Source organism: Intrasporangium flavum (assembly GCF_001956915.1).
Lineage (GTDB): Bacteria > Actinomycetota > Actinomycetes > Actinomycetales > Dermatophilaceae > Monashia > Monashia flava.
In genome coordinates this window covers 84,382-107,504 of the sequence record NZ_MLJO01000013.1, presented here as the reverse complement: position 1 = coordinate 107,504, position 23,123 = coordinate 84,382, and the positions used below count along the sequence as shown (strand labels likewise).

Here is a 23,123-nt window from a genome sequence, read left to right as displayed (position 1 = left end):
CGGCCCGGAATGCGGTGATCGGGGGACCTTCGGCCCGCCCGGACCACGGCCCCGCGCCCGACGCTGGAGCCAGCGCCCGGTTGCGAGGCGCATCGGCGTCCTGACAGGAGCGGCGGAGGAGGACCGATGAACGCGGACAGGTCGACGCCGCGCAGGTCCCGGATCGTCGTCGGCTTCGACGGCTCGGCCGGCGCCTCGGCGGCCCTCGAGTGGGCGGCCGGCGCTGCGGCCGACCGCCGGTGCGACCTCGAGGTCGTCACGGCCCTGCCGCTGGCCGACGGCTGGTCGGTCCCGATCGGGCTGGCGCTCGCGGTGGTGCCCGCCCGCCCGCGCCACCGGACCGACGCGCGGGTCGAGGACGCGCGGCAGCTGGCCGCCAAGTACCTGCCCGACGACGCGGTCACCCTCACCGAGGTCGCCGGCGCGGCCGTGGCCACCCTCGTCCACGCGTCCGAGGAGGCTCGCCTGCTCGTCGTCGGCAACCGCGGCCACGGGGCGTTCGGCTCGGTCGTCCTGGGCTCGGTGTCCGCGTCGGTGGCGCGGCACGCCTACTGCCCCGTGACCGTCGTGCGCGGGGCGGTCGACGAGCCCGACCGGCGGCGTCCGGTCACGGTGGGCGTGGACTACCTGCAGCCGTCCGGCGCCGCGGTGCGGTTCGCGGCCGACCAGGCGGCCCGCTGGGGCGTGCCGCTGCGGGTCGTGTCGGCCTGGGCCCTGCTCAACCAGGGCGCGGCGGGGCTCGCCCACCAGCCGCCGGGCGAGACCAACGAGTGGGCGCTGACGCGCTTCGGGATGGCGCGGGGCGCGGCCCTCGACGCGGCGGGGCTGGCCCGGCAGGTCGCCCACGACCTCGTCGTCGAGATCGTCACGCCCGAGGCTCCCGCCGCGCCCACCCTGGAGGAGGACTCGCGCCGGTCCGGCCTCGTCGTCCTCGGGTCACGACGCCTCGGTCCGCTCGAGCGGATGGTGCTCGGCTCGGTGAGCCGCGCAGTGCTCAACCACGCGTCCTGCCCGGTGACCGTCGTGCCCGGCACCGGCGTCCCGAGCCCGGTACGCCCGTAGGGCGGTTCGGCAGCCCGCGCGGCGGGCTATCGTGCGTCGCATGGACCTGTACGAGGTCATGCGCACCACCGCCGCCGTCCGCGACTTCACCGACGACCCGCTGCCGGACGTCGTGCTCGGGACGATCCTCGAGAACGCCCGGTTCGCCCCGAGCGGGGGCAACCGGCAGGGCGTGCAGATCGTCGTGGTCCGCGACCCCGCCGTGAGGGAGCGCCTCGTCGAGCTCACCGAGCCCGGCGCCCGTCGCTACCACGCCGAGCGGGCGGCCGGCGAGACGCCGTGGAGCGGCCACGACCGCAGCAGGGTCACCGAGCAGGAGGTGGCGCGGACCGTCGTGCCGGGGTGGGTCACCGAGCCCGTGCGCCGAGCCGCGGTGGTCCTCGTCGTCTGCGTCGACCTGCGGGCGGTGGCCGCGCTCGACAAGGAGCTCGACCGCGTCGGCCTCGTGGCGGGGGCGTCGGTCTACCCGCTGGTCTGGAACATCCTGCTCGCGGCCCGCAACGAGGGCTTCGGGGGCACGATCACGACGATGGCCGTCGCCGAGGAGCCGGCGCTCAAGGAGCTGCTCGGCGTCCCGGAGCCGTTCGCCGTGGCCGCCGTGGTCCCCCTCGGCCGGCCGGTGCACCAGGTGACGCGGCTGCGCCGGGTCCCGGTGGCGCAGATGACCCACCGCGAACACTGGAGCGGCGGCCCGCTCGGGGGCTAGCCTGAGTTGAACGCGCAACTACCTGTCGTGAGGGCCGCATGACCGAGATCGACCTCGCCGCCATCGACGCCGAACGTGCCCGGATCCGGGACACCCACCTGCAAGCCGCCGACCGCCGTCCCGCCTCGAGCGCACGAGGACTGCACCACGCCGCGCTGCTCGCCCGCGACGTCGAGGAGACGGTGCGGTTCTACCAGGACGTCCTCGGGTTCCCGCTGACGGAGATCGTCGAGAACCGCGACTACCGCGGCTCCAACCACTTCTTCTTCGACATCGGCAACGGCAACCTGCTGGCGTTCTTCGACTTCCCGGGGCTCGACGTCGGGCCGTACGCCGAGGTGCTCGGAGGGCTGCACCACCTCGCCATCTCGGTCGAACCGGCCACGTGGGAACGGCTCCGGGCCCGTCTCGACGAGGCCGGCGTCGAGTACGTCCGCGAGAGCGGCACGTCGATCTACTTCCGTGACCCCAACGGCGCCCGGCTCGAGCTCATCGCCGACCCGCTCGGGCAGATGTACGGATCCACCGTGCTCTGACCGCACGGGGATCCGCTTGTCCGAGCCCGGCGCCCTGGCGGCACAGCGGGGCTAGACGACGAGGCTCAGCACCATGACGAGCGCGAACCCGAACACCGAGATGACGGTCTCCATCACCGACCAGGACTTGATCGTCTCCCCGACGGTGAGGCCGAAGTACTCCTTGACGAGCCAGAACCCGGCGTCGTTGACGTGGCTGAAGAAGAGCGAGCCGCAGCCGATGGCGAGGACGAGCAGGGCGAGGTGGCTCGTCGTCAGCGTCGAGGCGAGCGGCCCGACGATGCCGGCGGCCGTGATGGTGGCCACTGTCGCCGAGCCGGTCCCGAGCCGGATGAGGACGGCCACGAGCCACCCGAGCACGAGCACCGAGATGTTGACGCCGGTGGCCCAGTCCTTGATGACGTTGCCGACCCCGGCGTCGATGAGCGTCTGCTTGAAGCCGCCGCCGGCGGCCACGATGAGGATGATGCCGGCGATGGGCGGCAGGGCCGCGCCCACCGACGCGCTGACCTCGTTCCTGTCCATGCCGGAGCCGAGCCCGAGCACGACGTAGCAGAAGAGGACGGCGATGAGCAGGGCGACCGTCGGGGTGCCGAAGAAGTCGATGACGGTGCGGGCGCCGTTCTTCTTGTCGGTGACGAGCAGCTTGACGATGGCGTCGACGAGCATGAGCACCACCGGCAGCGTGATTCCGATGATCGCGGCCGCGAAGGAGACGCGTCGACGCCCGGGGGCGAGCGGGGCCTCGAGGTCCTCGTACGTCGCGACCGACCCCGTCGCCCCGTGGCCTCGGGCCGCGTCCTCGTTGCCGGGTGCGTCGTGCGCGGGCCGCGGCTCCGACCCACGGCCGGCGCCCACGCCGGCGCCCACCGGCTCCAGGAAGCGGGAGTCGGCGTCCACGTACTTGGGGACCCACCGGTCCACGTAGTGCGCGAGCACGGGCCCGGCGACGATGACGGTGGGGATCGCGATGATGACGCCGTAGAGCAGGGTGCGGCCGAGGTCGGCGTTGAGCAGGCCGATGGCGGTCAGCGGCCCCGGGTGCGGAGGCACCAGCCCGTGCAGGACCGAGAGGCCGGCCAGCGCGGGGATGCCGATCTTCATGAGGGACAGTCCGGTTCGCCGGGCCACGAGGATGATGACCGGCACGAGGAGCACGACCCCCACCTCGAAGAAGAGGGGCAGGCCGAGGATCGCCGCGATGAGCGCCATGGCCCACGGCAGCCGCCCGGGCCCGACCCGGCCGACGATCGTCGACACGATGCGGTTGGCCCCTCCCGAGTCCTCCAGCAGCTTGCCGATCATCGCGCCGAGGGCGATGAGGACGCCCACCGCTCCGGCCGTGCTGCCGAACCCGTCGAGGAAGCTCGCGACGACATCGCCCGGGGGCATCGTCGCCACGGCGCCGAGGACGGCCGAGCCCAGCATCAGCGACAGGAACGGGTGCACCTTGCCGACGGTGATGAGCAGGACGACGGCGAGGATGCCGAGGATGCAGGCGGCGACGAGCTGGCCGTCACCGGCGTAGGGCACCGCCGGTGGGTCGGCCGCCAGCGCGATCGTCAGGGCCGGCGGTGCGAGAGTCGGGTTCAGGATCATGCCTGGGTGTCCTTTCGCAGACCGAGCGCGCCGAGAGCGCGGTCGAGAACCTGGGCGGCGGTGCCCTCGTTCGTCACCGAGATACCCGGTTCGTCGTCGCCCAGCGGTTCGAGCGTGGCGATCTGGCTCGGCAGCAACGAGGGAGGCATGTAGTGGCCCGGCCGGTGCTCCATGCGGTCGCGGATCAGCTCCGCCGGCGCGGTGACGTGCAGGAACCGCACGTGGGGGCGGCCGCGGCGCAGCAGGTCGCGGTAGGCCCGGCGCAGGGCCGAGCACGTGACGACCGCCGACTCCCCGGCGGCCTCCTTGGCGCTGATCCAGCTGCCGATCGCCTCGAGCCAGGGCCAGCGGTCCTCGTCGGTGAGTGCCTGCCCGTTGCGCATCTTGGCGACGTTGGCCTCCGAGTGGAACGCGTCCCCCTCGGCGAACTCCCAGCCCATGACCGTTGAGATCCCTTTGGCCACAGTGGATTTCCCGCTTCCGGAGACCCCCATGACGATGACGACGTCGGGTCCCGTCGCTGACATCTCGGCCTCGGCCTCGTCGCCCATGCTCCTGAACGTAGTCCGAAACCGCGCCGCGGTGAGCGTCCGGCGACCCGGGATGCGCTGAGCACTGCAGCCGCTGACAGATTGGTCTGCACGAGACGGGGACACGGGGGCGTCCGCGGACGTACCCTGTTCCTGCCAGCGCCTCGAGTACCCGGGGTGAGCTGGAGGTCGACCGATGCAGTCAGGTCGCACGCCATGCACACCCGCAACGAACGCGAGATGCAACCGCCGGCTCCACACGGAGCGCCACCCCCGGTGCCGGACGACCCGGACGCCGTCGCCGCCGGCAGACCCGGGGCCGAGCTGGTCGACGCCGGCGTCCTGCACGAGATCACCCTGCTGGCCGACGTGATCGCCGACGTGGCCGGAGTGGGGCACCACCTCAGTCCCGAGCAGGTCGACGCCGTGCTGGGCGTGCCACCCGGCGCGCCCGTGCTCCCCTGACGCGGGCCCTGGCCGCGCTGGAGCCCCGCAGACCCCTCGTCCGCAGGTCAGAGAGCTGGCGGGGGGACTCGAACCCCCAACCACCTGTTTACAAGACAGGTGCGCTGCCAATTGCGCCACGCCAGCGGCCCGGTCGTGCGGCAGGCCCGCCGCCGTCCGGTCGGGCGCCAGCGTAACCGAGGGCGCCCGCCGCGTCCCACACGGCAGACGAAGGACGGCCCCGCGGGACCCAGGGGTTGGTCGCGCGAGGCCGTCCGGTCGTGCTCGGTCAGGGGTGCGTCACGGAAGACGCAGCACCTGGCCGACGTAGATGAGGTTCGGGTTGTGCACCCGCGCCGTGTTGGCAGCGTACAGGGCCTTCCAGCCGCCGGACACGTGGTAGCGCTGAGCGATGCTGCCGAGCGTGTCGCCGCGGCGCACCGAGACCTTCTTGCCGGAGCCCGCGTAGCTGTTGACCTTCTTGGTCGTCGTCTTGGTCGCGTAGGTCTTCTTCTTCGCGACCTTCTTCTTCGTCGTGACCGGCTTGCGGACCGAGGAGCGCGACGCAGCGGCCTCGCCGCCACCGTTGGCCCGGGTCAGGCCCGCACGACGCGAGCAGACCGGCCACGCGCCGGGACCCTGCACGGCGAGGACCTTCTGGGCGATGGCGATCTGCTCGGCCTTGCTTGCGAGGTCGGCGCGCGGGGCGTAGGCGCGGCCACCGAAGCCGACCCAGGTGCTCTGCGAGAACTGCAGGCCGCCGTAGTAGCCGTTGCCGGTGTTGATGTGCCAGTTGCCGCTCGACTCGCACTGGGCGACCGAGTCCCACACCGACGCGGCCTTGGCCGACCCCGCGGTGGTGAGGCCACCGACGACGGTGGCGGCGCCGGCGATGCCGACTCCGGCGATGCGCTGCTTCATCGAGACCCGCTTGGCGGCAGCATGCTTGGACAGGTACTGCATAGGGGTATTCCTTCCTGACGCGCGCCTGCGGGGTTAGCTGTCGGGTTGGGGACGTCAGGTGCCCTGCCGCGCAAGCGGCTTCACCCCAAGGTCAGTCGAGCACGAGGGCTCGACCGTCGGCGTACCGACGGCCTTCGACATCACGACTCACTGACCACACTGGGTCCCCCGTCCTCGCCCGGCCCACCGGAGTGGGCGATGTCCCTGGCTGGCGAGGCTCGGCGCGCTCAGGGACCGGATTGCTGGGTGTCCATGTGAAGTTGTGCAGCGTGCCGTGTGGAGGCCGGAACACCGTGGCAGCGACCGGTCGTGGACACCCCCGGGACGCGCCCGGGACCCACCCCGTCCGGCCCGAGATTCGGGGCCGCCGAGGCATGACGGTACGTGAGGAATCAACGAACCACAACCTGTTCCGAGATGATTTCGTGATCTTCTCGAGATCCGGCCTTGACCCGCCGCGAGCCCGGCGGCCGGCTCCGCCGCAGTAAGCGGCGCTCGGTCACGGCTCCCGCGGACCGGCCGCCCCGACGGACGACGAGGGGCCGTCAGCGGGCCAGCGGGTTGGACCCGAACGGGAGCCAGGAGAGGCTCTCGCCGTGGTCGACGGCCACGAGCCCGAGGACGAGGCCGGCCACGACGAGCACGATGGCCACGACCTGCGAGGCCGTCCCCAGCGGCACGGTGCGCCGCACGATCGAGCGCGAGCCGCGCCGCAGGGACACCCCGCCAGGGCCCCACCACAGCATCGCGAGCCCGGCGATGCCCCCGACCGCGAGCGTCGTCGGCGACCCCGGCACCAGCTCGGTCCCGGTGGCCCCGGCGAGCAGCAGCGCCGTGGCGAAGATGCCGGCGAGCGCCACGGCGATCGGCAGCACGAGCGTCACCGCGGTGGCGATGGCGCCGACGAGCAGGTGCCACGGGCTCGTGATGACGGCGAGCGGGATGTCGCTGCCGCGTCGGCCGTGGGCGTAGCGGCGGAAGACGAGCGCGGACACGGAGCGGTCGGTGGCGCGGGCGAGCACCGACCACGCGGCCAGCGCGACGAGCACGTAGCCGGGCCAGGCCATGAGGGCGCCCACCCAGGCTATGCCGGCCGCACCGAGCACGCCGGTACGCATGGCCATGCCGATGCGGGGGTCACCCTCGCGCGGCGCCTGCTCGGGCTGCTCCTCGCCCCACTCGTCGTCCCACTCGTCGCGGCCCGCGCTGCGGCCGTACCGCTCGTCGTAGAGGTCGGTGCCGCCCTGGCCCTCGTCCCAGTGCTCCGGTTCGTACTCGGGCTCGGGCTCCGGGCGTCGGCGCGGCCCCGTGGGCGGCGGCGCCCAGCGGACGTCGTCGGCGGTCGGCGCGACCGGCGGGAGCACGGCGGTGCCGCGGTCCTGGAACACCTGCGTGGCACTCGGGAGGGCCGGTGCCGCGGGAGCGGCGCCCAGCACCTCGGTGGACGCCCCCCACGGCGACGCGTGCGGCGTCGGCACCGTGGCGGCGCGGCCCGCGGCGTACTGCTCGAGCGCGGCGATGACCTCGTCCGCGTGCGGTCGACGCGACGGGTCGGGCGACAGGGACGCGCGCAGCAGCGGCACCAGACGCGGGTCGACGCCGTCGACGTCGACGTCACCAGCGCGCACGCGGCTCAGGACGGCGTCCATCCGCGACCGCCCGAAGGGCGGGCGCCCCGACGCCGCGTAGGTGATCGTCGCGGCCCAGCCCCACCAGTCGGTGGCGTCGGTGATCGGCGCCCCCTCGACGAGCTCGGGCGAGAGGTAGCCGGGCGTGCCCATGACGAGACCGCCGACGGTGTGCCGCACGTCGTCCTGCACGTGGGCGATGCCGAAGTCGATGAGGACGGGCTCGCCCTCCTCGACGAGGACGTTGCCCGGCTTGATGTCGCGGTGGACGACGCCGCAGGCGTGGATCGAGCGGATCGCCTCGGCCACGCCGCGGGCGAGGCTGACGAGCTCGCCGGGGTGCAGCGGCCCGTGCTCCTCCACGATCTCGTCGAGCGCGGGACCCGGCACGTAGCGGGTGACGATGTAGGGCCGCGGACCCATGACGTCGGCGTCGATGACGCTCGCGACGCGGGGGTCGCGGATGCGCGAGAGGGTCTCGACCTCGCGCATGAGCCGCTGGCGCGCGTCGGCGTCGTGGGCCACGTGCGCGCGCAGCACCTTGATGGCCACGGCGCGGCCGCGGGGGTCGAGCGCGAGGTGGACGACGCCCATGCCGCCCTCGCCGATCTCCTCGACGAGGCGGTACCGTCCGATGCGTCCGGCGTCCCAGCCGTCACGGGCTCCGCCGATGGGCACACCGCCGGTGCGGGGGCCCGACCGCACGCCGGACCGCGGGGCGGAGACCCGCTCGGTCCGGTCGTACGCAGTCATGGTCCTACGGTATGCCCCCGCAGGGGGTCAGGCCGACGACCTCGGGCCCGTGGCGCGGGTCGGTTGTCCGTTTTGTCCGGTCGGGTCGGTCGGCTCGCCGGGTGGCGGGGTCAGCCGGAGATGTAGTCGCGCAGCTGGTCGCGCTCGGACTGCAGCTCGGAGAGGCGGTGCTTGACGATGTCGCCGATGCTGACGATGGCCACGAGGCGGCCGTCCTCGTCGAGGATCGGCACGTGGCGCACGCGCTGCTCGGTCATGGTCGTGGCGAGGGTGGCGATGTCGTCGGCGGCGGTGCCCGTGGACACCTCGCTCGTCATGATCTGGGACACCGGCGCCTCGAGGATGCCCGCACCGGTCGAGTGCAGGTGGCGCACGACGTCGCGCTCGCTGACGATGCCCTCGACGGTCGTGCCGTCGGAGCTGACGACGACGGCACCGATGCGGTGCTCCTCGAGCAGGCCCAGGAGCCCGGACACGGTCTCGTCGGGCTGCACGGAGATGACCCCGCTGCCCTTCGCCCTCAGCACGTCAGAAATCTTCACGGCGACCTCCTTCACCTCGGGTGAGTGCCCCGACGCGTGTCCCCTATCGCCGTCGACGACGCCGCGCGGTGCCCTGACTCGACCCTAGAGCGCCGCCCGACGAGGCGCCACCGTTGGCTCGTTAGAGTGAGATCGCGCCCTGGCCGCTCCACCCGGCGCCGACGTGGGTATGCCGGACAGTGGCCCTGCAGCCGTCCCCTCGAACCACAGGAGCTGATCCCCGGTGTCGCCCGAACGGCAGACCTTCGACCTCGTCATCGCGGCGAACCGCCTCCCCGTCGACAAGGTCATCACCGACGACGGCGAGATCGAGTGGCGCCGCTCCCCCGGCGGGCTCGTCACGGCCATGGAGTCGGTGATGCGCACGCAGCCCGGCGCGTGGGTGGGCTGGGCCGGCGACTCCGGCGAGGCCCCGGAGCCCTTCGACGAGGACGGCATCCACCTGCACCCCGTGGCGCTGTCGGCCGAGGAGGTCCGCGACTACTACGAGGGCTTCTCCAACGACACCCTGTGGCCGATCTACCACGACGTCATCGTGCCGGCGACCTTCCACCGCGAGTGGTGGGCCGCCTACCGCGCCGTCAACGAGCGGTTCGCCCGGGCCGTGGCCGAGGTGGCCGCCGAGGGCGCCCGGGTCTGGGTGCAGGACTACCAGCTCCAGCTCGTGCCGGCCCTCGTGCGCGAGCTGCGCCCCGACGTGCGGATCGGCTGGTTCAACCACATCCCGTTCCCGCCCGTCGAGCTCTTCGCCCAGCTGCCCTGGCGCGCCCAGCTGCTCGAGGGCCTCCTCGGGGCCGACTTCCTCGGCTTCCAGCGCCAGGCCGACGCCCGCAACTTCGTGCGGGCCTGCCGCCAGCTGCTCGGCGCCCCCACCAAGCGCGACCTCGTCACGGTCGAGGGCCAGCACCGGCGCGTCCGGGCCGCGGCCATCCCGATCTCCGTCGACTTCCACGGTCTCGAGGAGCTCGCGAAGCGCCCCGACGTCATGGCGCGGGCCCGCGAGATCCGGGCGAGCCTCGGCGACCCCGAGGTGCTCATGCTCGGCGTCGACCGGCTCGACTACACCAAGGGCATCCGACACCGGCTCAAGGCCTACGAGGAGCTGCTGTCCGAGCGGAGGCTCGGACCGCCGGAGGTCACGCTCGTCCAGGTGGCGACGCCGAGCCGCGAGCGCGTCGAGGCCTACCGCACGCTCCGCAACGAGATCGAGCAGACCGTGGGCCGCATCAACGGCGACCTCGCCAAGATCGGCGCCCCGGCCGTGCACTACCTGCACCACTCCTACCCGCGAGAGGAGATGGCCGCCCTCTTCCAGGCCGCCGACGTCATGCTCGTGACGCCCCTGCGCGACGGCATGAACCTCGTCGCCAAGGAGTACGTCACGTGCCGCCACGACCTCGGCGGCGCACTCGTGCTGTCGGAGTTCACCGGCGCGTGGCACGAGCTGCACCAGGCCTTCGCGTGCAACCCGCACGACATCGAGGGCCTCAAGCAGACGATCCTGCGCGCCATCAACACCCCGGCCAAGGACAAGCAGCGCATCATGCGGGCGCTGCGCCGACGCGTCGCCGACCACGACGTGCAGCGGTGGGCGGCGCGCTACCTCGCGGCGCTCGACGCCGCGCCCGAGGTGCCCCAGCCGACCGCGGGCGGCCCGTCCCGGTCGGCCGAGAAGCCGAACCCTGCTGCGGTACAGGACTCCTCGCACGCAGCCGCGCAGGAGCCGGCGCCCCAGGAGGCGGGGCGATGAGCGCCTCGTCGTCTCCCGAGAACACCCTCGACGACGTCGCCGGCGCGTCGACGCTGCTCGTGGCCACCGACTTCGACGGCGTGCTCGCGCCCTTCGACGCCGACCCGATGAAGGCGCTCCCGCTGCCCGGCACCGTCGACACGCTGCGCGCGCTCGCCGGCCTGCCCGGCGTCCACGTGGCCGTCGTGTCGGGCCGCGACCTCGACACCCTGCGCACCCTGACCGGGCTCACCGACGACGAGCCGATCGTGCTCATCGCCAGCCACGGCGCCGAGTCCTCCGACGAGCAGGTGCGCGCCGCGATGGAGGCCGCCGCCGTCACGCCCGACGACGAGGTGACCCTCGCCGAGCTGCGCTCCGACATCGAGACGCTCGTCAAGGAGCGCCACCCCGACGCCGGCATCGAGTACAAGTCGGCGGCGGTCGTCGTGCACACCCGCGGCCTGCCCAAGGACGTCGGCGACGCCGCCATCGCCGACGCCCGACGCGTCGCCCTCGACCACGACGGCGTCAAGGTGCTCAAGGGCAAGTCGGTGCTCGAGCTGTCGGTCTCCCACGCGGACAAGGGATCCGCCGTCACGGCCCTGGGCCGCGCGGTGGGTGCGACCGCCCGCGTCTACCTCGGCGACGACGTCACCGACGAGGACGCCTTCATGCGGATGACGCGGCCCGAGGACGTCACGGTCAAGGTCGGCACCGGCTCGACGGCGGCGCACTACCGGCTCGACGACGAGCCCGCCGTCGCCCGGTTCCTCGACGCCCTGCTCGAGCGGCGGCGGTCAGCCGGACCCGACGCCGGCTGACCCGCGTCAGCGGTGGCGGGCGGCGCCCGTCGACCCACGCACGACGAGCTCGGGCCGGAACACGTACTCCGCACGGGGAGAAGGCTGCCCGGCGATCTCGTCGAGCAGGGCCCGAACCGTGGCGGCACTCATCGCGTTGACGCTCTGGCGCACCGTCGTCAGCGGCGGGTCGGTGAAGGCGATGAGCGTCGAGTCGTCGTAGCCGACCACCGAGAAGTCGCGCGGCACCTGCAGGCCCCGCTTGCGCGCCTCCCGGATGGCGCCGAGCGCCATGAGGTCGGACCCGCACACCACGGCGGTGGCGCCGCGGTCGAGCAGCCGGCCGGCCGCGGTTGCCCCGCCCTCGACCGAGAAGAGCGAGCGCTCGATGAGGTCGTCGACGTCGGACCGCCCGGTCAGCTCCTGCATCGAGTGGCGGAAGCCGGCGATCTTGCGGATGACCGGCACGTACCGGTCCGGGCCGACCGCGAGGCCGATCTCACGGTGCCCCAGCGCGACGAGGTGCTCGAGCGCCAGGCCCATCGAGGCGACGTCGTCGTTGCTGATGAACGGCGCGTCGACACCCTCGATGTAGCCGTTGACGAGGACGAGCGGCAGGCCGCGGTCGCGCAGCGCGACGTAGCGCTCGGAGTCGGTCGTCGTGTCGGCGTGCAGGCCGGAGATGAAGATGATGCCGGCCACGCCGCGCTCGAGCAGCATCTGGACGTAGTCGTCCTCGTGGACTCCCCCGGCCACCTGGGTGCAGAGCACCGGCGTGTAGCCGTTCTGGGCCAGGGAGTTCTCGATGATCTGCGCGAACGCCGGGAAGATCGGGTTCGTCAGCTCGGGGACGATGAGGCCGACGAGCCCGGCGCTCTTGCGGCGCAGGCGGCTCGGCCGGTCGTAGCCGAGCACGTCGAGGGCGGTGAGGACCGCCTGCTTCGTCGACTCGGCCACCCCGGGCTTGCCGTTGAGCACGCGCGAGACCGTCGCCTCGGAGACGTTCGCCTGCTCGGCGATGTCGCGCAGCCGTGCCTTCACCTAGTGCCCCCTACGTCGGACGTGCTTGGCCCCGCCGTCGGTGGGCTTCCACGTCCAGATGCGCACTCCCGGGCCGGTCGCCGACAGTGTGACAGCACGCGCGCCGAGCTTCGGAGCCGGTCCGTAGGCCGAGGCGCCGTCCTCGATGCCGCCGAGGTGGCGACGCTCGACGACGACCGGTTCGTGGGCCGCCCGGGCCACGTGCACGAGGGCGACCTCGTCGGCCGTCTCGCGCAGGAACACGATGGCGTCGCCCGATGCGTGGACCCAGCGCAGGCCACCCCGCCGCAGCGCGACCGAGCGCCGGCGTGCGGAGATCATGCCGCGGTAGGTGGCCAGGATCCTTGTGTCCCAACGGGACTCGTCCCACGGCATCGGGCGGCGGCCGTCCTCGCCGAACGTGCCCTCCATGCCGATCTCGTCGCCGTAGGTCAGCATCGGCATCGACGGCAGGGTGAAGAGCAGCCCGGCCGCGGCGTCGACCATGCGGTCGTCGTCACCGACGAGCGTGCGCACGCGCGTGGCGTCGTGCGAGCCGACGAGGTTGAACGAGTGCACGAGTGAGGACCACGCGATGCGGGAGGTGAAGTCGCGCATCGTCTCGACGACCGCACCGGCGTCGAGCAGCGGTACGGGCACGGGCGCACCGAGGAAGTTCGGGTCGCCGGTGTCGTCGCGCAGCCACGTCCACACCGGCTTGCAGAACCCGGCGTAGTTCATGACCCCGTGCCAGCCGTCGCCCGGCATGTCGACCGTGTAGTCGTGGACGTGCTCGCCGACGAGGAGGGCGTCCGGGGCCCAGCGGCCCAGGGCGTCGCGCATCTGCGCGGCGACCTCGTGGTTGACGTCGGTGGCGCGCCAGCGACCCGTCATGTTCGCGACGTCGACGCGCCAGCCGTCGAGGCCACCCGAGCGCGACAGCCACTTGCGCACGACGCCGGAGCGGTCCTCGAAGATGCGGCGGCGCAGGTCGTGGTTGAGGTGGTTGAGCTTGGGCAGCGTGGGCACGCCGAGCCAGGAGACGTACTGGCCGCCCTCCCAGATGTAGTAGTCGCGCTCGGGGGTGCTCTTGCCTCCCGGCCCGGACGCCGTGACGAACCACTCGTGGGCATCGCCCGTGTGGTTCGTCGTGAAGTCGCCGAGGACCTTCATGCCCCGCTCGTGCGCGGCCGTGGTGAGCCGGCGCAGGGCGGCGTCGCCGCCGAGGAGCGGGTCGACCGACTCGAAGGACGACGCGTCGTAGCGGTGGTTGGAGCGCCCGGGGAAGAACGGCGTCAGGTACACGACGTCGACACCGAGCGACTCGAGGTGGTCGAGGTGCTCGACGACGCCGTCGAGGTCGCCGCCGTAGAGCTGGTGGGCGATGACGCCCGGGCTCGTGTCGACGGGGTCGTCCCACGACGCCGGCACGGCCCAGTCGGGCAGCGGCCGGCGGTCCGCCCGCGCCGAGCGCGCGAACCGGTCGGGGAAGATCTGGTAGACGACCGAGCCCTCGGCCCACACCGGGGCCGGCTTGTCGTGGGCGACGAGACGGAAGTCGCTCGCGTCGGGCACGTCGCGCAGGTGCACCCCGGTCCCGTTGAGCCACGCGTACTTGGTCGGGCCGCCGGCCAGCAGGAACCGGTAGTTGGTCACCGGGTTGTGGCAGACGAGGCTCGCCTTCCACCACGCGTCGGTGGACGTCGTGCGCACGCGGCGCGCCCTGGCGAACTGCTGCTCGCCGTCGGGCGACGTGCGCACGTGCACGGCGTCGACCTCGCACTCGAGCGGCACCCGCACGAGCACGTCGACGGTGTCGCCGAGCCGTGGCGTGAGGTTCGAGACGTAGCGGGCGGAGCCGTCGTGGTGCGGCTCGGACAGGAGGGTGGGGATCGGTGCGGGGCTCGGACTCACTTGACCGAGCCCGTGGTGAGGCCACCGACGAGCTGCTTCTGGAAGGCCAGGTAGAGCAGCATGACGGGGATGGAACCGAGCAGCGCGCCGGCCGTGAACCGCCCGAAGAGGGTGTTCGCGTCGTTGCCGAGGGTCATGCCGTAGAGGCCGACGCCGAGCGTCTGCTGGTCGACGTCGGTGAGGAACACGCTGGCGAGCATGAACTCGCCGTAGAGCCCGACGAACACGAGCATGAACACCGTGACGAGGATCGGCATGACGAGGCGCAGCGTCATCGTGAAGAAGATCCGGGCGTGGCTCGCGCCGTCGACGATTGCGGCCTCGTCGAGCTCGCGCGGGACGGTGTCGAAGTAGCCCTTGAGCAGCCAGACGTTGGCACCGAGCGCGCCGCCGAGGTAGGCGAGGATGAGGCCGGTGGTCGTGTTGAGGCCGATGGCGGGCAGCACGTCGCTGATGCCGGCGAAGATGATGTACATCGCGACGATGGCCAGCAGCGCCGGGAAGAACGTCGTGAGCAGCAGGAACATCATGCCCGGGCGGCGGCCCTTGAACCGCAGTCGCGAGAAGGCGAACGCCGCGCACGCGCCGATGAAGACGGCCAGCAGCGCACCCGAGAACGAGATGATCATCGAGTTCTTGTACCAGGTCCAGAACGGGCGCGACGGGTCGTTGAACAGGGCGGTGAAGTTCTTCGTCGAGAAGCCGGACGGCCACAGGCTCGCCGTGTTGAGCGTGCCGCTCGGGTTGGTCGCGGCCGAGTAGATGAAGAGGATCGGGAAGAGGGCCCACATGAGGGCGACGATGCCGAGGGCGTGACGCCACCAGACCTGACCCCCGACACCCGGACGCTTGCGCGACGGGGCGGTGGGGGTGACGGACTCGTGGGTCTCGACCTCGAGGCGGTGCTCGAGGCGGGGGTCGGTGGGGACGGGAGCGGACATCAGTTGACCTCCTCGAGAGCCTTGGTGCGACGGAAGCCCGGGATGCTCATCAGCGCCACGAGCAGGAAGATGACGACGGAGACGGCGGCGGCGAAGCCGTAGTTGGGTGCGCTGCCGGAGAAGGCCAGCCGGTAGGCGTAGGTGATGAGCAGGTCGCTCGACCCGATGCTCGTGTCGGCACCGTTGAACGGGCCGCCCTTGGTGAGCAGGTAGATCAGGCCGAAGTTGTTGAAGTTGAAGGCGAACGACGCGAGCAGCAGCGGGCCCACCGCGACGAGCAGCAGCGGCATGATGATCGAGCGCAGCGTGCGGAAGGCGTTGGCCCCGTCGATGGTCGCCGCCTCGCGGACGTCCTGCGGGATCGACTGCAGCGCACCGGTGCACACGATGAACATGTACGGGAACCCGAGCCAGAGGTTCGTGATGAGGATGGCGGCCTTCGCTCCGGCATCGGACCCGAGCCAGTCGACGCCGATGTGCAGCGTCTGGTTGATGATGCCGTAGTCCTGGTTGAACATGCCCTTCCACACCAGCGCCGTGACGAAGCCGGGCAGGGCGTAGGGCAGGATCAGCAGCGACCGGTAGATGGCCTTGCCCTTGAGTCGCGGGTCGTTGAAGAGCAGCGCGATGAGCATGCCGAGCAGGAACGTCGAGAGCACCGACACGATGGCGAAGACGACGTTCCAGACGAAGATCCCGAGGAAGCCGCTGCGGATCGTGTCGTCGGTGAAGATGCGCGTGTAGTTCGCGAAGCCGATGCTCTCCTTCCAGCCCTGGGGGTAGGACTGGGTCGGGTCGGCGACGTTGACCCAGCGCGCGTCCTTCGGCCCGTAGACCGTCGGGGGCTGGGTCGCGTTGTCCGTGAGACGGTCGGTCTTCGCGTCGTAGCTGACGGTCGCGCGACCCTCGAAGGCCTCGGACAGGCCGACCGGCTTGATGCCGCCGCCGTCGCTCGTCGGGATGGCGATGGCCGAGAGGTCCTTGCTCCGGGCGTTGGCCTGCTTGGCGTTGAGGACGGCGTAGCCGGGCGCCTTGGTGATCTTGCCGAGGTCGGTCTTCTCGACCCCCGTCGCGGGCAGCGGCGTGAGACCGGACTTGTCGCCGACGTACATCGAGCCGTCGGGCTTGGTCAGCAGCAGGACGATGTCGGCAGTGGCGGGGTCCCCGCCCTCCTTGGTGGCGATCGACATCTTGTAGCGAGGCGTGTTGGGCACCTCGCGCACCGACTGGGCGATGATGTCGCTGACCGACGCCTCCTTGCTGTAGAGGTGTCCGTCGCCGTAGTTCGTCGTGGACAGCGCGGCCGTGTAGAGCACCGGCCACAGCTGGAAGAGCGCCATGAAGATCAGGCCGGGGACGAGGTACTTCAGCGGCACCGCGCGCCGCGTCGCGTAGACCGCGAGGATGCCCATCCCCACGAGCCCGGTGATGATGACGAAGGTGATGTTGCCGGCCTGGGCCAGCTTGGTGGCGATCCACAGGAGGCCGGCCATCGTCACGAGGATGAGGACCCACTTGATCGCGAGCGCGAGGGGCTTGGTCATGTCACACGTCCTTTTGCGCCGTCCCGGCGCCGTTGCCGTCGATGCCGTAGAGGGAGAACGAGCACTCCCGAGGGACCCCGAGAGGGGTCGGGGCCCCGGGGTCCGCCGTCGTGGCGGACCCCGGGACCCCTGTCACATCAGAGGGACTCAGCCCTTGGCGATGTTGGCGGTGATCTCCTTGGCGGCCGCGTCGAGACGCGCCTGGGCACCAGCCTTGCCGGCGATGATGTCGGCGGTCGCCTGGCCGAACGGGCCCCAGACCGAGTTCATCGCGGGGATGTTCGGCATCGGCGCGCCGCCGGTGCCGGCCTCGTACCAGGCCTTGACGTCGGGGTCGCTAGCGGAGACCTCGTCGTAGGCCTCCTTGAGGGCCGGCGGACGCTTGCCGACCTCGAAGAGCGCGAGCTGGACGTCCTTGCGCGGGATGTAGTTCGTGACGAACTCCTGGGCGAGGGCCGCGTTCTTGGCCTTGCTCGAGACGTAGAACATCTGGACGCCGAGGAACGGCTGCATCGGGCCACCGCCGGTGAGCGAGGGCAGCGGGGCGATGCCGTAGTTGATGCCGGCGTCCTTGGCCTTCGCGACGCTCCACGGGCCGCTGATCATGAACGGGGCGGCCTTCGTGTCGAAGAGCGCGTCCTGGTTCGTGTCGTCGACGTTGGTCGACAGGATCTTCTTCTTGCCGAGGTCGGCGAGGACCTCGCCACCCTTGACCGAGCCGGCGCTGTTGACGATGACCTTGTTCGGGTCGTAGTCGCCGTTGGCCTTGGTGCCGAAGATGCCGCCGCCCTGGAAGGCCGACAGGTACGGGTAGGCGAAGTAGGCGTTGCCGACCTTGGAGACGAACTGCGACAGGACCTGCTTGGCCTTGCCCTCCTTGACGAGCTTCTCGCCCATGGAGACCAGCTCGTCCATCGTCTTCGGCGGGTTCGGGACGAGGTCCTTGTTGTACATGAGGCCGATGTTCTCGACGGCGTAGGGCACGCCGTAGGACTGGCCGTTGAACTTCGTGGCCTCGATGGCCTTCGGGAGGAACTTCGCAGCGACGTCGGAGCTGAGGTTGATCGGGGCGACGGTCGAGTTCTGGACGAGCTCGCCGAGCCAGTCGTGGGCGCCGACGATGACGTCCGGACCCTTGCCGACCTTCGTGGCGTCCTTGAACTGCGCACGCACGTCGGTGGAGATCTGGACCTTGACCGAGACGCCGTTCTCCTGGGCGAACTGGTCGGCGTACTTCTGAACCGCCGCCGAGCGGTCGGCGTCGGTCCAGATGACGAGGTCGACGTTGGCGTCGCGGACGGGGGCCGCAGTGCCGCTCGGCGTCTCGGGGGTGCCGGAGGTGGCAGCCGCCTTGCTCGTGCCGGCGCCGCCGGTGTTGGACGGGGTGGTGGGGCTGGACCCACCGCAGGCGCTGAGAGCCAGGGCGGCAACACCCGTGACGGCAGCAGCGCCGAGCGCACGCTTGTGCATGGATTCTCCTTTGAAGCCAGGTGGCACACGCCGCCACCGGTGGCGCAGACGATAGCAAGAACTTGCAGACAGTCACTACAGGTCTTGCAGCAACTTTTTGCAACGTTCCGGACACGAAGTCTGGACGCCCCGGACCGCCTCACGACGGCCGCACGCGCCTGCCGCACCGACCCACCGCACGGGGCACCTCTGGTCACCGCGACCGCCATGGGGCAGGATGGCCGTGGCTCGCCCACTCGGGCGGGCAGCCCTTTACAACGGATCGTCCGGCACGTTCCTGCCGGTGAAGGAAGGCAATGAAGCCATGGCAACTGTGACGTTCGACAACGCGACGCGTCAGTACCCGGGTAACCCGATCCCGTCGGTCGACAAGCTCAACATCGAGATCGCGGACGGTGAGTTCCTCGTCCTCGTCGGTCCCTCCGGATGTGGCAAGTCCACGTCCCTGCGCATGCTCGCCGGCCTCGAGGAGGTCAACGGCGGCCGCATCCTCATCGGCGACCGCGACGTGACCAACCTGTCCCCCAAGGACCGCGACGTCGCGATGGTGTTCCAGAACTACGCGCTCTACCCGCACATGTCGGTCGCCGACAACATGGGCTTCGCGCTCAAGATCGCCGGCGTCGACAAGGCCGAGATCCGCAAGCGCGTCGAGGAGGCTGCCAAGATCCTCGACCTCACCCAGTACCTCGAGCGCAAGCCGAAGGCCCTCTCCGGTGGCCAGCGCCAGCGCGTCGCCATGGGCCGCGCCATCGTCCGTTCGCCGCAGGTCTTCCTCATGGACGAGCCGCTGTCGAACCTCGACGCCAAGCTCCGCGTCCAGACCCGCACGCAGATCGCCTCGCTCCAGCGCCGTCTCGGCGTCACGACGGTCTACGTCACGCACGACCAGGTCGAGGCCATGACGATGGGTGACCGCGTCGCGGTCCTCAAGGACGGCATCCTCCAGCAGTGCGACACCCCGCGCCGCATGTACGACCACCCGGCCAACGTCTTCGTCGCCGGCTTCATCGGCTCGCCCGCGATGAACCTCGTGTCGGCCCCCGTCACCGACGGTGGCGTCGACTACGGCGGCCACATCGTCCCGGTCGAGCGCAGCCTCATCGGTGACGCCGGCAAGGAGGTCACCATCGGTGTCCGTCCGGAGGATCTCGAGCCGGCCGAGGACGGCCACGGCATCGCCGTCACGGTCGACGTCGTCGAGGAGCTCGGCGCCGACGCCTACATCTACGGCACGACCAAGGCCCACCAGGTCGACGCCGAGGGCGAGGAGGAGACGGCCAAGCCGTTCATCGCTCGCGTCGACGGCCGTCGCCCCCCGGAGAAGGGCCAGGTCATCCACCTCAAGCCCAAGCAGGGCCACGTCCACCTCTTCAACTCCGACAGCGGCCTGCGCATCGGCGACTGAGGTCACAGCACCACGGCACCACAGCACGGTCACCGGGCCGGCACCCCACGCGGGGTGCCGGCCCGGCACCGTTCTCGGGCAAGGCTGGACAGGTGCGCGACAGGTGGGCGAATCGGGCCCTAGGCTCCGACCATGACGCGCCTCGGACGCTGGTGGCACCTTCTGACCTTCGGGGTCGTCGTCGTGGCTCTGGTCCTGCAGACGGTTCTCGTGGCGTCCGGTCAGACCGTCATCGACTCCCCGACGACGGTCGCGGCGCTGCCCGAGCGACTGCGACGGCTCTTCTCCTACTTCACGATCCAGTCGAACCTGCTCGTCGGGGTCGCGGTGCTCCTCGTGCTGCTCGATCGCACGCGGTCGCAGGCCTTCCGGGTCGTGCGGCTCGCCTCGCTCATCGGCATCACGGTGACGGGCATCGTCGCCGCGGTGGCCCTGAAGCCGCCGGCCACCTACACCGCGGCCAACCTCCTGTGCGACCGGCTCCTGCACGTCGTCGTGCCGGTCCTCACCGTCGTCGGGTGGGTGGCCTTCGGCCCGCGGGGCAAGGTCACCCGCGGCGACCTGCTGCCCTCGCTCGCCTGGCCGGTGCTCTGGCTCGCGGCGACGCTCGCGCTCGGGCCGGTGGTCGACTGGTACCCCTACCCCTTCGTCGACGTCGGGACCATCGGCTACGGCTCGACGCTCGTCAACTGCGCCGTCATCGCGGCCCTCTTCCTCGGGCTGGCCGCCGTGGTGCTCGGGCTGGATCGACGCCTCTCGCGCAGCCGTGCCACGATGAGCGCGTGACTCTCGAGATCACCACCGCCCGACCCGAGTCGGCCCTGCTCGACCTGCCGTGGTCGACGCCTCTCGAGGACTGGCCCGAGAGCACCCTCGCCGCCCTCCCCCGCGGCATCTCGCGCCACGTCGTGCGCTTCGTCAAGCTCGGGGGGCGCGTCCTCGCGGTCAAGGAGATCAAGGCCGACATCGCCGACCGCGAGTACGCGATGCTGCGCAACCTGCGTCGCCTCGACGTCCCGTGCGTCGAGCCCTTCGGCGTCGTCCACGGTCGCACCGACGCCGACGGTGAGCCGCTCGACGCGTGCCTCATCACCCGGCACCTGCAGTTCTCCCTGCCGTACCGGGCCCTCTACAGCCAGAACCTGCGCCCCGACACCGCGGTGCGCCTCATGGACGCCCTCGCGCTGCTGCTCGTGCGCCTGCACCTCGACGGCTTCTGGTGGGGCGACGTGTCGCTGTCCAACACCCTGTTCCGCCGCGACGCCGGCGCCTTCGCCGCCTACCTCGTCGACGCCGAGACCGGCGAGCTGCACGCGCGACTCACCGACGGCCAGCGCGAGCACGACCTCGACATCGCCCAGGTCAACATCGCCGGCGAGCTCATGGACCTCGATGCCGGCGGCTTCCTCGAGGAGGCCGCCGACCCGTTCGAGGTGGCCGCCTCGATCATCGACCGGTACCACACCCTGTGGGGTGCGCTCACCGGCACCGAGCGGTTCGAGGTCGGCGACCGGTGGCGCGTCGACGAGCGCATCCGCCGCCTCAACGAGCTCGGGTTCGACGTCGACGAGCTGCAGATCACGACCGACCTCGGCGGCACCGAGATTGTCATCACCCCGAAGGTCGTCGACGCCGGTCACCACTCCCGGCGCCTGCTGCGCCTCACCGGCCTCGACGTCGGCGAGAACCAGGCCCGCCGCCTGCTCAACGACCTCGACGCCTACACGGCCGCCACCGACCAGCAGGGCGTCGACGAGGAGATCGTCGCGCACGAGTGGCTCTCGAAGGTCTACGAGCCGGTCGTCCGCTCGGTGCCGCGTGCGCTCGTCGGGCGCCTCGAGCCGGCCGAGATCTTCCACGAGGTGCTCGAGCACCGGTGGTACATGAGCGAGCGGGCGGGGCGCGACGTGTCGATGGACGAGGCCGTGCGCGACTACCTCTCGACGGTGCTACCGGCCAAGCCGGAGGAGAAGTCGGTGGTCGGCGTCGACACCGAGGAGATGCCGGTCATCAGCCGGCTCGACTGAGCGTCCGGGCGTCCGAGCAGCCGGGCCCAGGCCTCAGGCCTCGAGGCGGTCCTCGGCCGGGCCGGACAGGATCTGGCCGAAGAGCACGAGGACCCACAGCAGGAACGTCACGACGTGGACCGCCGTGCACCACAGGCAGATCGCGTGGATCCGGTACAGCTCGGCCCAGACGAGGTAGAGCACCATGCCGAGGCCGACGGTGAGCCAGCCGAGCCGGACGACGTCGAGCCACCCGACCCGGCTGCGCCACGTGGAGGGCCACACGAGCGGGAGCAGGACGAGGAAGAACACGAGCCCGAGCAGCGCCACGGGGACGCCCATGAAGGTGCTCCAGGCGCTCGTCGTGACCTTGGCGCAGTCGACGACCCCGCCGATGCTGCACGCGAGCGTCGCGTTGTTCGTGAAGTGCTCGACGGTCAGGTAGACCGACACCGCGAGCCCGACCACGGTCAGGCCGAGGGTGCTCGGCGCGAGCCACGCCGGGCGGACGCGTGCGGGGCGCGCCGCACCCGTCTGCGTGGCGGCCGTCTCGCCGGTGTGCCCGATGCGGCTCACGGGGTCACTTCTTCTTGAGCAGGACCGAGGCCGTCAGGACGCTGCTCGAGGTGCAGACGTTCGTCGGCTTGCCGCCCGTCATCTGGCACAGCTGGGCGGTGATGAGGTTGATCGCCGGGTTCATCGTCTTGCCGATCTCGGAGTTGGGGTCCTTGATGCCGGCGATGATCTGGTCGTAGGTCTTGCCGTCGATGACGTTGGCGTCGACGGTCGCGCCGTTGCTCGCGTTGGTGCCGCCGTAGTCGATCCACGGGATGCCGCCGCCGGGGTTGAACTTCGTGAACAGCTGGAGGTTCTGGCCCTCGAGCGTCTGCAGGGGCTGCTGGTTGCGGTCCTGGGTCTCGACCGCCTCGAAGGCGAGCACGTCACTGGTGTACTTCGCCTTGGCGAACGACCAGGTCGGGGTGTCGGGGTGCACGTCGTTGGACGAGCTCGTCGTCGGCGTCAGGCCGCTGAAGGTGCCGAAGCGGGCCATCGCGCCGATGAGGGCCCAGCGCTCCATGGCGCAGAACGGGCAGTACTCGGCGCCGACGTAGAGCACCTTCGGCTTGCCGTCCTGGGTCAGCGGCGTGCCGCCCTCGAGCTTGGCCGGTGCGAAGTTCGGGTCGGGCGCGGCCGACGCGTCGAGCGTGGCCTGCGGCAGCGAGACGAGGGCCGACAGGGCCGCGTCGGCGCCGGTGGCCGCGGGAGCGGGCTTGGGCCGGTTCGACACGGCGACCCCGACGGCGACGGCCACGATGACGACGACCACGGCCACGACGGCCGCGATGACCTGCTTGCGCTGGCGCTCCTTGCGCTCGACCTCGGCGCGCATCTGCGCCGCGCGTGCGGCGGTATCGGCCCTGCTGCTCTTGCCCACGTCTGCGTCCTTCACTCGATGCGCGGCCATCCGCGCCGGTGCCTGCTGTCTGCCATCCGCTACTACACGACGTAGTGCGGGCCCGGCCCA

The 23,123-nt window shown here is 71.4% G+C and carries 21 protein-coding genes, 1 tRNA gene and 1 riboswitch; of the genes, 9 read left to right on the top strand and 13 right to left on the bottom strand.

All coding sequences use genetic code 11. The annotated features are described in order from the left end of the window. Nucleotides 1-126 precede the first annotated feature (126 nt). From BIV28_RS11130 to BIV28_RS11120, 3 genes are read left to right on the top strand one after another with little or no spacing between them, the layout of a single operon-like run. Nucleotides 127-1,062 carry a universal stress protein gene (locus BIV28_RS11130; protein ID WP_076261838.1) on the top strand — a complete coding sequence of 312 codons (936 nt, stop codon included), beginning with the start codon at nucleotides 127-129 and terminating at the stop codon, nucleotides 1,060-1,062. A gap of 40 nt (nucleotides 1,063-1,102) precedes the next feature. Then, entirely contained in the window at nucleotides 1,103-1,768 is a 666-nt protein-coding gene (locus BIV28_RS11125) for a nitroreductase family protein (protein ID WP_076261836.1), read from the top strand. Nucleotides 1,769-1,806: 38 nt separating this feature from the next. Next, complete coding sequence (locus BIV28_RS11120) at nucleotides 1,807-2,304, top strand: VOC family protein (protein ID WP_076261834.1); 498 nt, start codon at nucleotides 1,807-1,809, stop codon at nucleotides 2,302-2,304. A 51-nt stretch (nucleotides 2,305-2,355) separates the two neighbouring features. Here the strand turns inward: BIV28_RS11120 and BIV28_RS11115 are convergent, their stop codons facing one another. Further along, nucleotides 2,356-3,903 (bottom strand): GntP family permease, encoded by a 1,548-nt coding sequence (locus tag BIV28_RS11115; RefSeq protein ID WP_083707257.1) that lies wholly within the window; start codon nucleotides 3,901-3,903, stop codon nucleotides 2,356-2,358. Beyond that, the gene (locus tag BIV28_RS11110) at nucleotides 3,900-4,454 is read right to left on the bottom strand and encodes a gluconokinase (RefSeq protein ID WP_076261832.1); all 555 of its coding nucleotides are present in this window, start codon (nucleotides 4,452-4,454) and stop codon (nucleotides 3,900-3,902) included. The genes BIV28_RS11115 and BIV28_RS11110 overlap by 4 nt, the downstream gene beginning before the upstream one ends. A gap of 255 nt (nucleotides 4,455-4,709) precedes the next feature. Here BIV28_RS11110 and BIV28_RS11105 point away from each other — a divergent pair, with 255 nt between their 5' ends. Continuing rightward, nucleotides 4,710-4,898, top strand: a complete 189-nt coding sequence (locus BIV28_RS11105; RefSeq protein ID WP_076261830.1) for a hypothetical protein — start codon at nucleotides 4,710-4,712, stop codon at nucleotides 4,896-4,898. 53 nt (nucleotides 4,899-4,951) lie between these two features. On the opposite strand, the gene BIV28_RS11100 is transcribed toward BIV28_RS11105, so the two are convergent. The 4 genes from BIV28_RS11100 to BIV28_RS11085 all read right to left on the bottom strand — a co-directional run bounded on the left by BIV28_RS11100 (nucleotide 4,952) and on the right by BIV28_RS11085 (nucleotide 8,763). Next, nucleotides 4,952-5,024 (bottom strand) — tRNA-Thr (locus BIV28_RS11100). A 153-nt stretch (nucleotides 5,025-5,177) separates the two neighbouring features. Continuing rightward, nucleotides 5,178-5,840: a LysM peptidoglycan-binding domain-containing protein gene (locus tag BIV28_RS11095; protein ID WP_076261829.1), complete on the bottom strand. Its 663-nt coding sequence runs from the start codon at nucleotides 5,838-5,840 to the stop codon at nucleotides 5,178-5,180. 5 nt (nucleotides 5,841-5,845) lie between these two features. Continuing rightward, a riboswitch (cyclic di-AMP (ydaO/yuaA leader) is annotated at nucleotides 5,846-6,048 on the bottom strand. Between the two features lie 337 nt (nucleotides 6,049-6,385). Beyond that, nucleotides 6,386-8,221 (bottom strand): serine/threonine-protein kinase, encoded by a 1,836-nt coding sequence (locus BIV28_RS11090; RefSeq protein ID WP_076261827.1) that lies wholly within the window; start codon nucleotides 8,219-8,221, stop codon nucleotides 6,386-6,388. Nucleotides 8,222-8,331: 110 nt separating this feature from the next. Beyond that, nucleotides 8,332-8,763, bottom strand: coding sequence for a CBS domain-containing protein (locus tag BIV28_RS11085; protein ID WP_076261825.1), 432 nt, complete (start codon nucleotides 8,761-8,763; stop codon nucleotides 8,332-8,334). A gap of 223 nt (nucleotides 8,764-8,986) precedes the next feature. On the opposite strand from BIV28_RS11085, the gene BIV28_RS11080 reads away from it, so the two are divergent. Both BIV28_RS11080 and otsB read left to right on the top strand, forming a co-directional pair. Beyond that, the gene (locus BIV28_RS11080) at nucleotides 8,987-10,513 is read left to right on the top strand and encodes an alpha,alpha-trehalose-phosphate synthase (UDP-forming) (protein WP_076261824.1); all 1,527 of its coding nucleotides are present in this window, start codon (nucleotides 8,987-8,989) and stop codon (nucleotides 10,511-10,513) included. Further along, nucleotides 10,510-11,316, top strand: coding sequence for a trehalose-phosphatase (otsB, locus tag BIV28_RS11075; protein WP_076261822.1), 807 nt, complete (start codon nucleotides 10,510-10,512; stop codon nucleotides 11,314-11,316). Before BIV28_RS11080 ends, otsB begins: the two co-directional genes overlap by 4 nt. Nucleotides 11,317-11,322: 6 nt before the next feature. Here otsB and BIV28_RS11070 read toward each other — a convergent pair whose 3' ends face one another. The 5 genes from BIV28_RS11070 to BIV28_RS11050 all read right to left on the bottom strand — a co-directional run bounded on the left by BIV28_RS11070 (nucleotide 11,323) and on the right by BIV28_RS11050 (nucleotide 18,184). After that, entirely contained in the window at nucleotides 11,323-12,336 is a 1,014-nt protein-coding gene (locus BIV28_RS11070) for a LacI family DNA-binding transcriptional regulator (protein ID WP_076261820.1), read from the bottom strand. Beyond that, nucleotides 12,337-14,229, bottom strand: a complete 1,893-nt coding sequence (locus BIV28_RS11065) for a glycoside hydrolase family 13 protein (RefSeq protein ID WP_083707256.1) — start codon at nucleotides 14,227-14,229, stop codon at nucleotides 12,337-12,339. It lies immediately after the preceding gene. Further along, nucleotides 14,226-15,170, bottom strand: coding sequence for a sugar ABC transporter permease (locus tag BIV28_RS11060; RefSeq protein ID WP_076261818.1), 945 nt, complete (start codon nucleotides 15,168-15,170; stop codon nucleotides 14,226-14,228). Before BIV28_RS11060 ends, BIV28_RS11065 begins: the two co-directional genes overlap by 4 nt. After that, complete coding sequence (locus tag BIV28_RS11055) at nucleotides 15,170-16,714, bottom strand: ABC transporter permease subunit (protein ID WP_076261816.1); 1,545 nt, start codon at nucleotides 16,712-16,714, stop codon at nucleotides 15,170-15,172. Before BIV28_RS11055 ends, BIV28_RS11060 begins: the two co-directional genes overlap by 1 nt. A 147-nt stretch (nucleotides 16,715-16,861) precedes the next feature. Next, nucleotides 16,862-18,184, bottom strand: coding sequence for a sugar ABC transporter substrate-binding protein (locus tag BIV28_RS11050; RefSeq protein ID WP_076261814.1), 1,323 nt, complete (start codon nucleotides 18,182-18,184; stop codon nucleotides 16,862-16,864). Between the two features lie 304 nt (nucleotides 18,185-18,488). Between BIV28_RS11050 and BIV28_RS11045 the strand changes: the two genes are divergently transcribed. From BIV28_RS11045 to BIV28_RS11035, 3 genes are all read left to right on the top strand, one after another. Then, nucleotides 18,489-19,592 carry an ABC transporter ATP-binding protein gene (locus BIV28_RS11045; RefSeq protein WP_076261813.1) on the top strand — a complete coding sequence of 368 codons (1,104 nt, stop codon included), beginning with the start codon at nucleotides 18,489-18,491 and terminating at the stop codon, nucleotides 19,590-19,592. A gap of 132 nt (nucleotides 19,593-19,724) precedes the next feature. Next, nucleotides 19,725-20,378 carry a Pr6Pr family membrane protein gene (locus tag BIV28_RS11040; RefSeq protein WP_076261811.1) on the top strand — a complete coding sequence of 218 codons (654 nt, stop codon included), beginning with the start codon at nucleotides 19,725-19,727 and terminating at the stop codon, nucleotides 20,376-20,378. Next, nucleotides 20,375-21,619, top strand: coding sequence for a DUF4032 domain-containing protein (locus BIV28_RS11035; RefSeq protein ID WP_076261809.1), 1,245 nt, complete (start codon nucleotides 20,375-20,377; stop codon nucleotides 21,617-21,619). Before BIV28_RS11040 ends, BIV28_RS11035 begins: the two co-directional genes overlap by 4 nt. Nucleotides 21,620-21,652: 33 nt before the next feature. Here the strand turns inward: BIV28_RS11035 and BIV28_RS11030 are convergent, their stop codons facing one another. Beyond that, nucleotides 21,653-22,174, bottom strand: a complete 522-nt coding sequence (locus tag BIV28_RS11030; RefSeq protein ID WP_242652914.1) for a vitamin K epoxide reductase family protein — start codon at nucleotides 22,172-22,174, stop codon at nucleotides 21,653-21,655. Between the two features lie 4 nt (nucleotides 22,175-22,178). Further along, nucleotides 22,179-23,033: a DUF929 family protein gene (locus BIV28_RS11025; RefSeq protein WP_076261808.1), complete on the bottom strand. Its 855-nt coding sequence runs from the start codon at nucleotides 23,031-23,033 to the stop codon at nucleotides 22,179-22,181. Nucleotides 23,034-23,123: the final 90 nt, after the last annotated feature.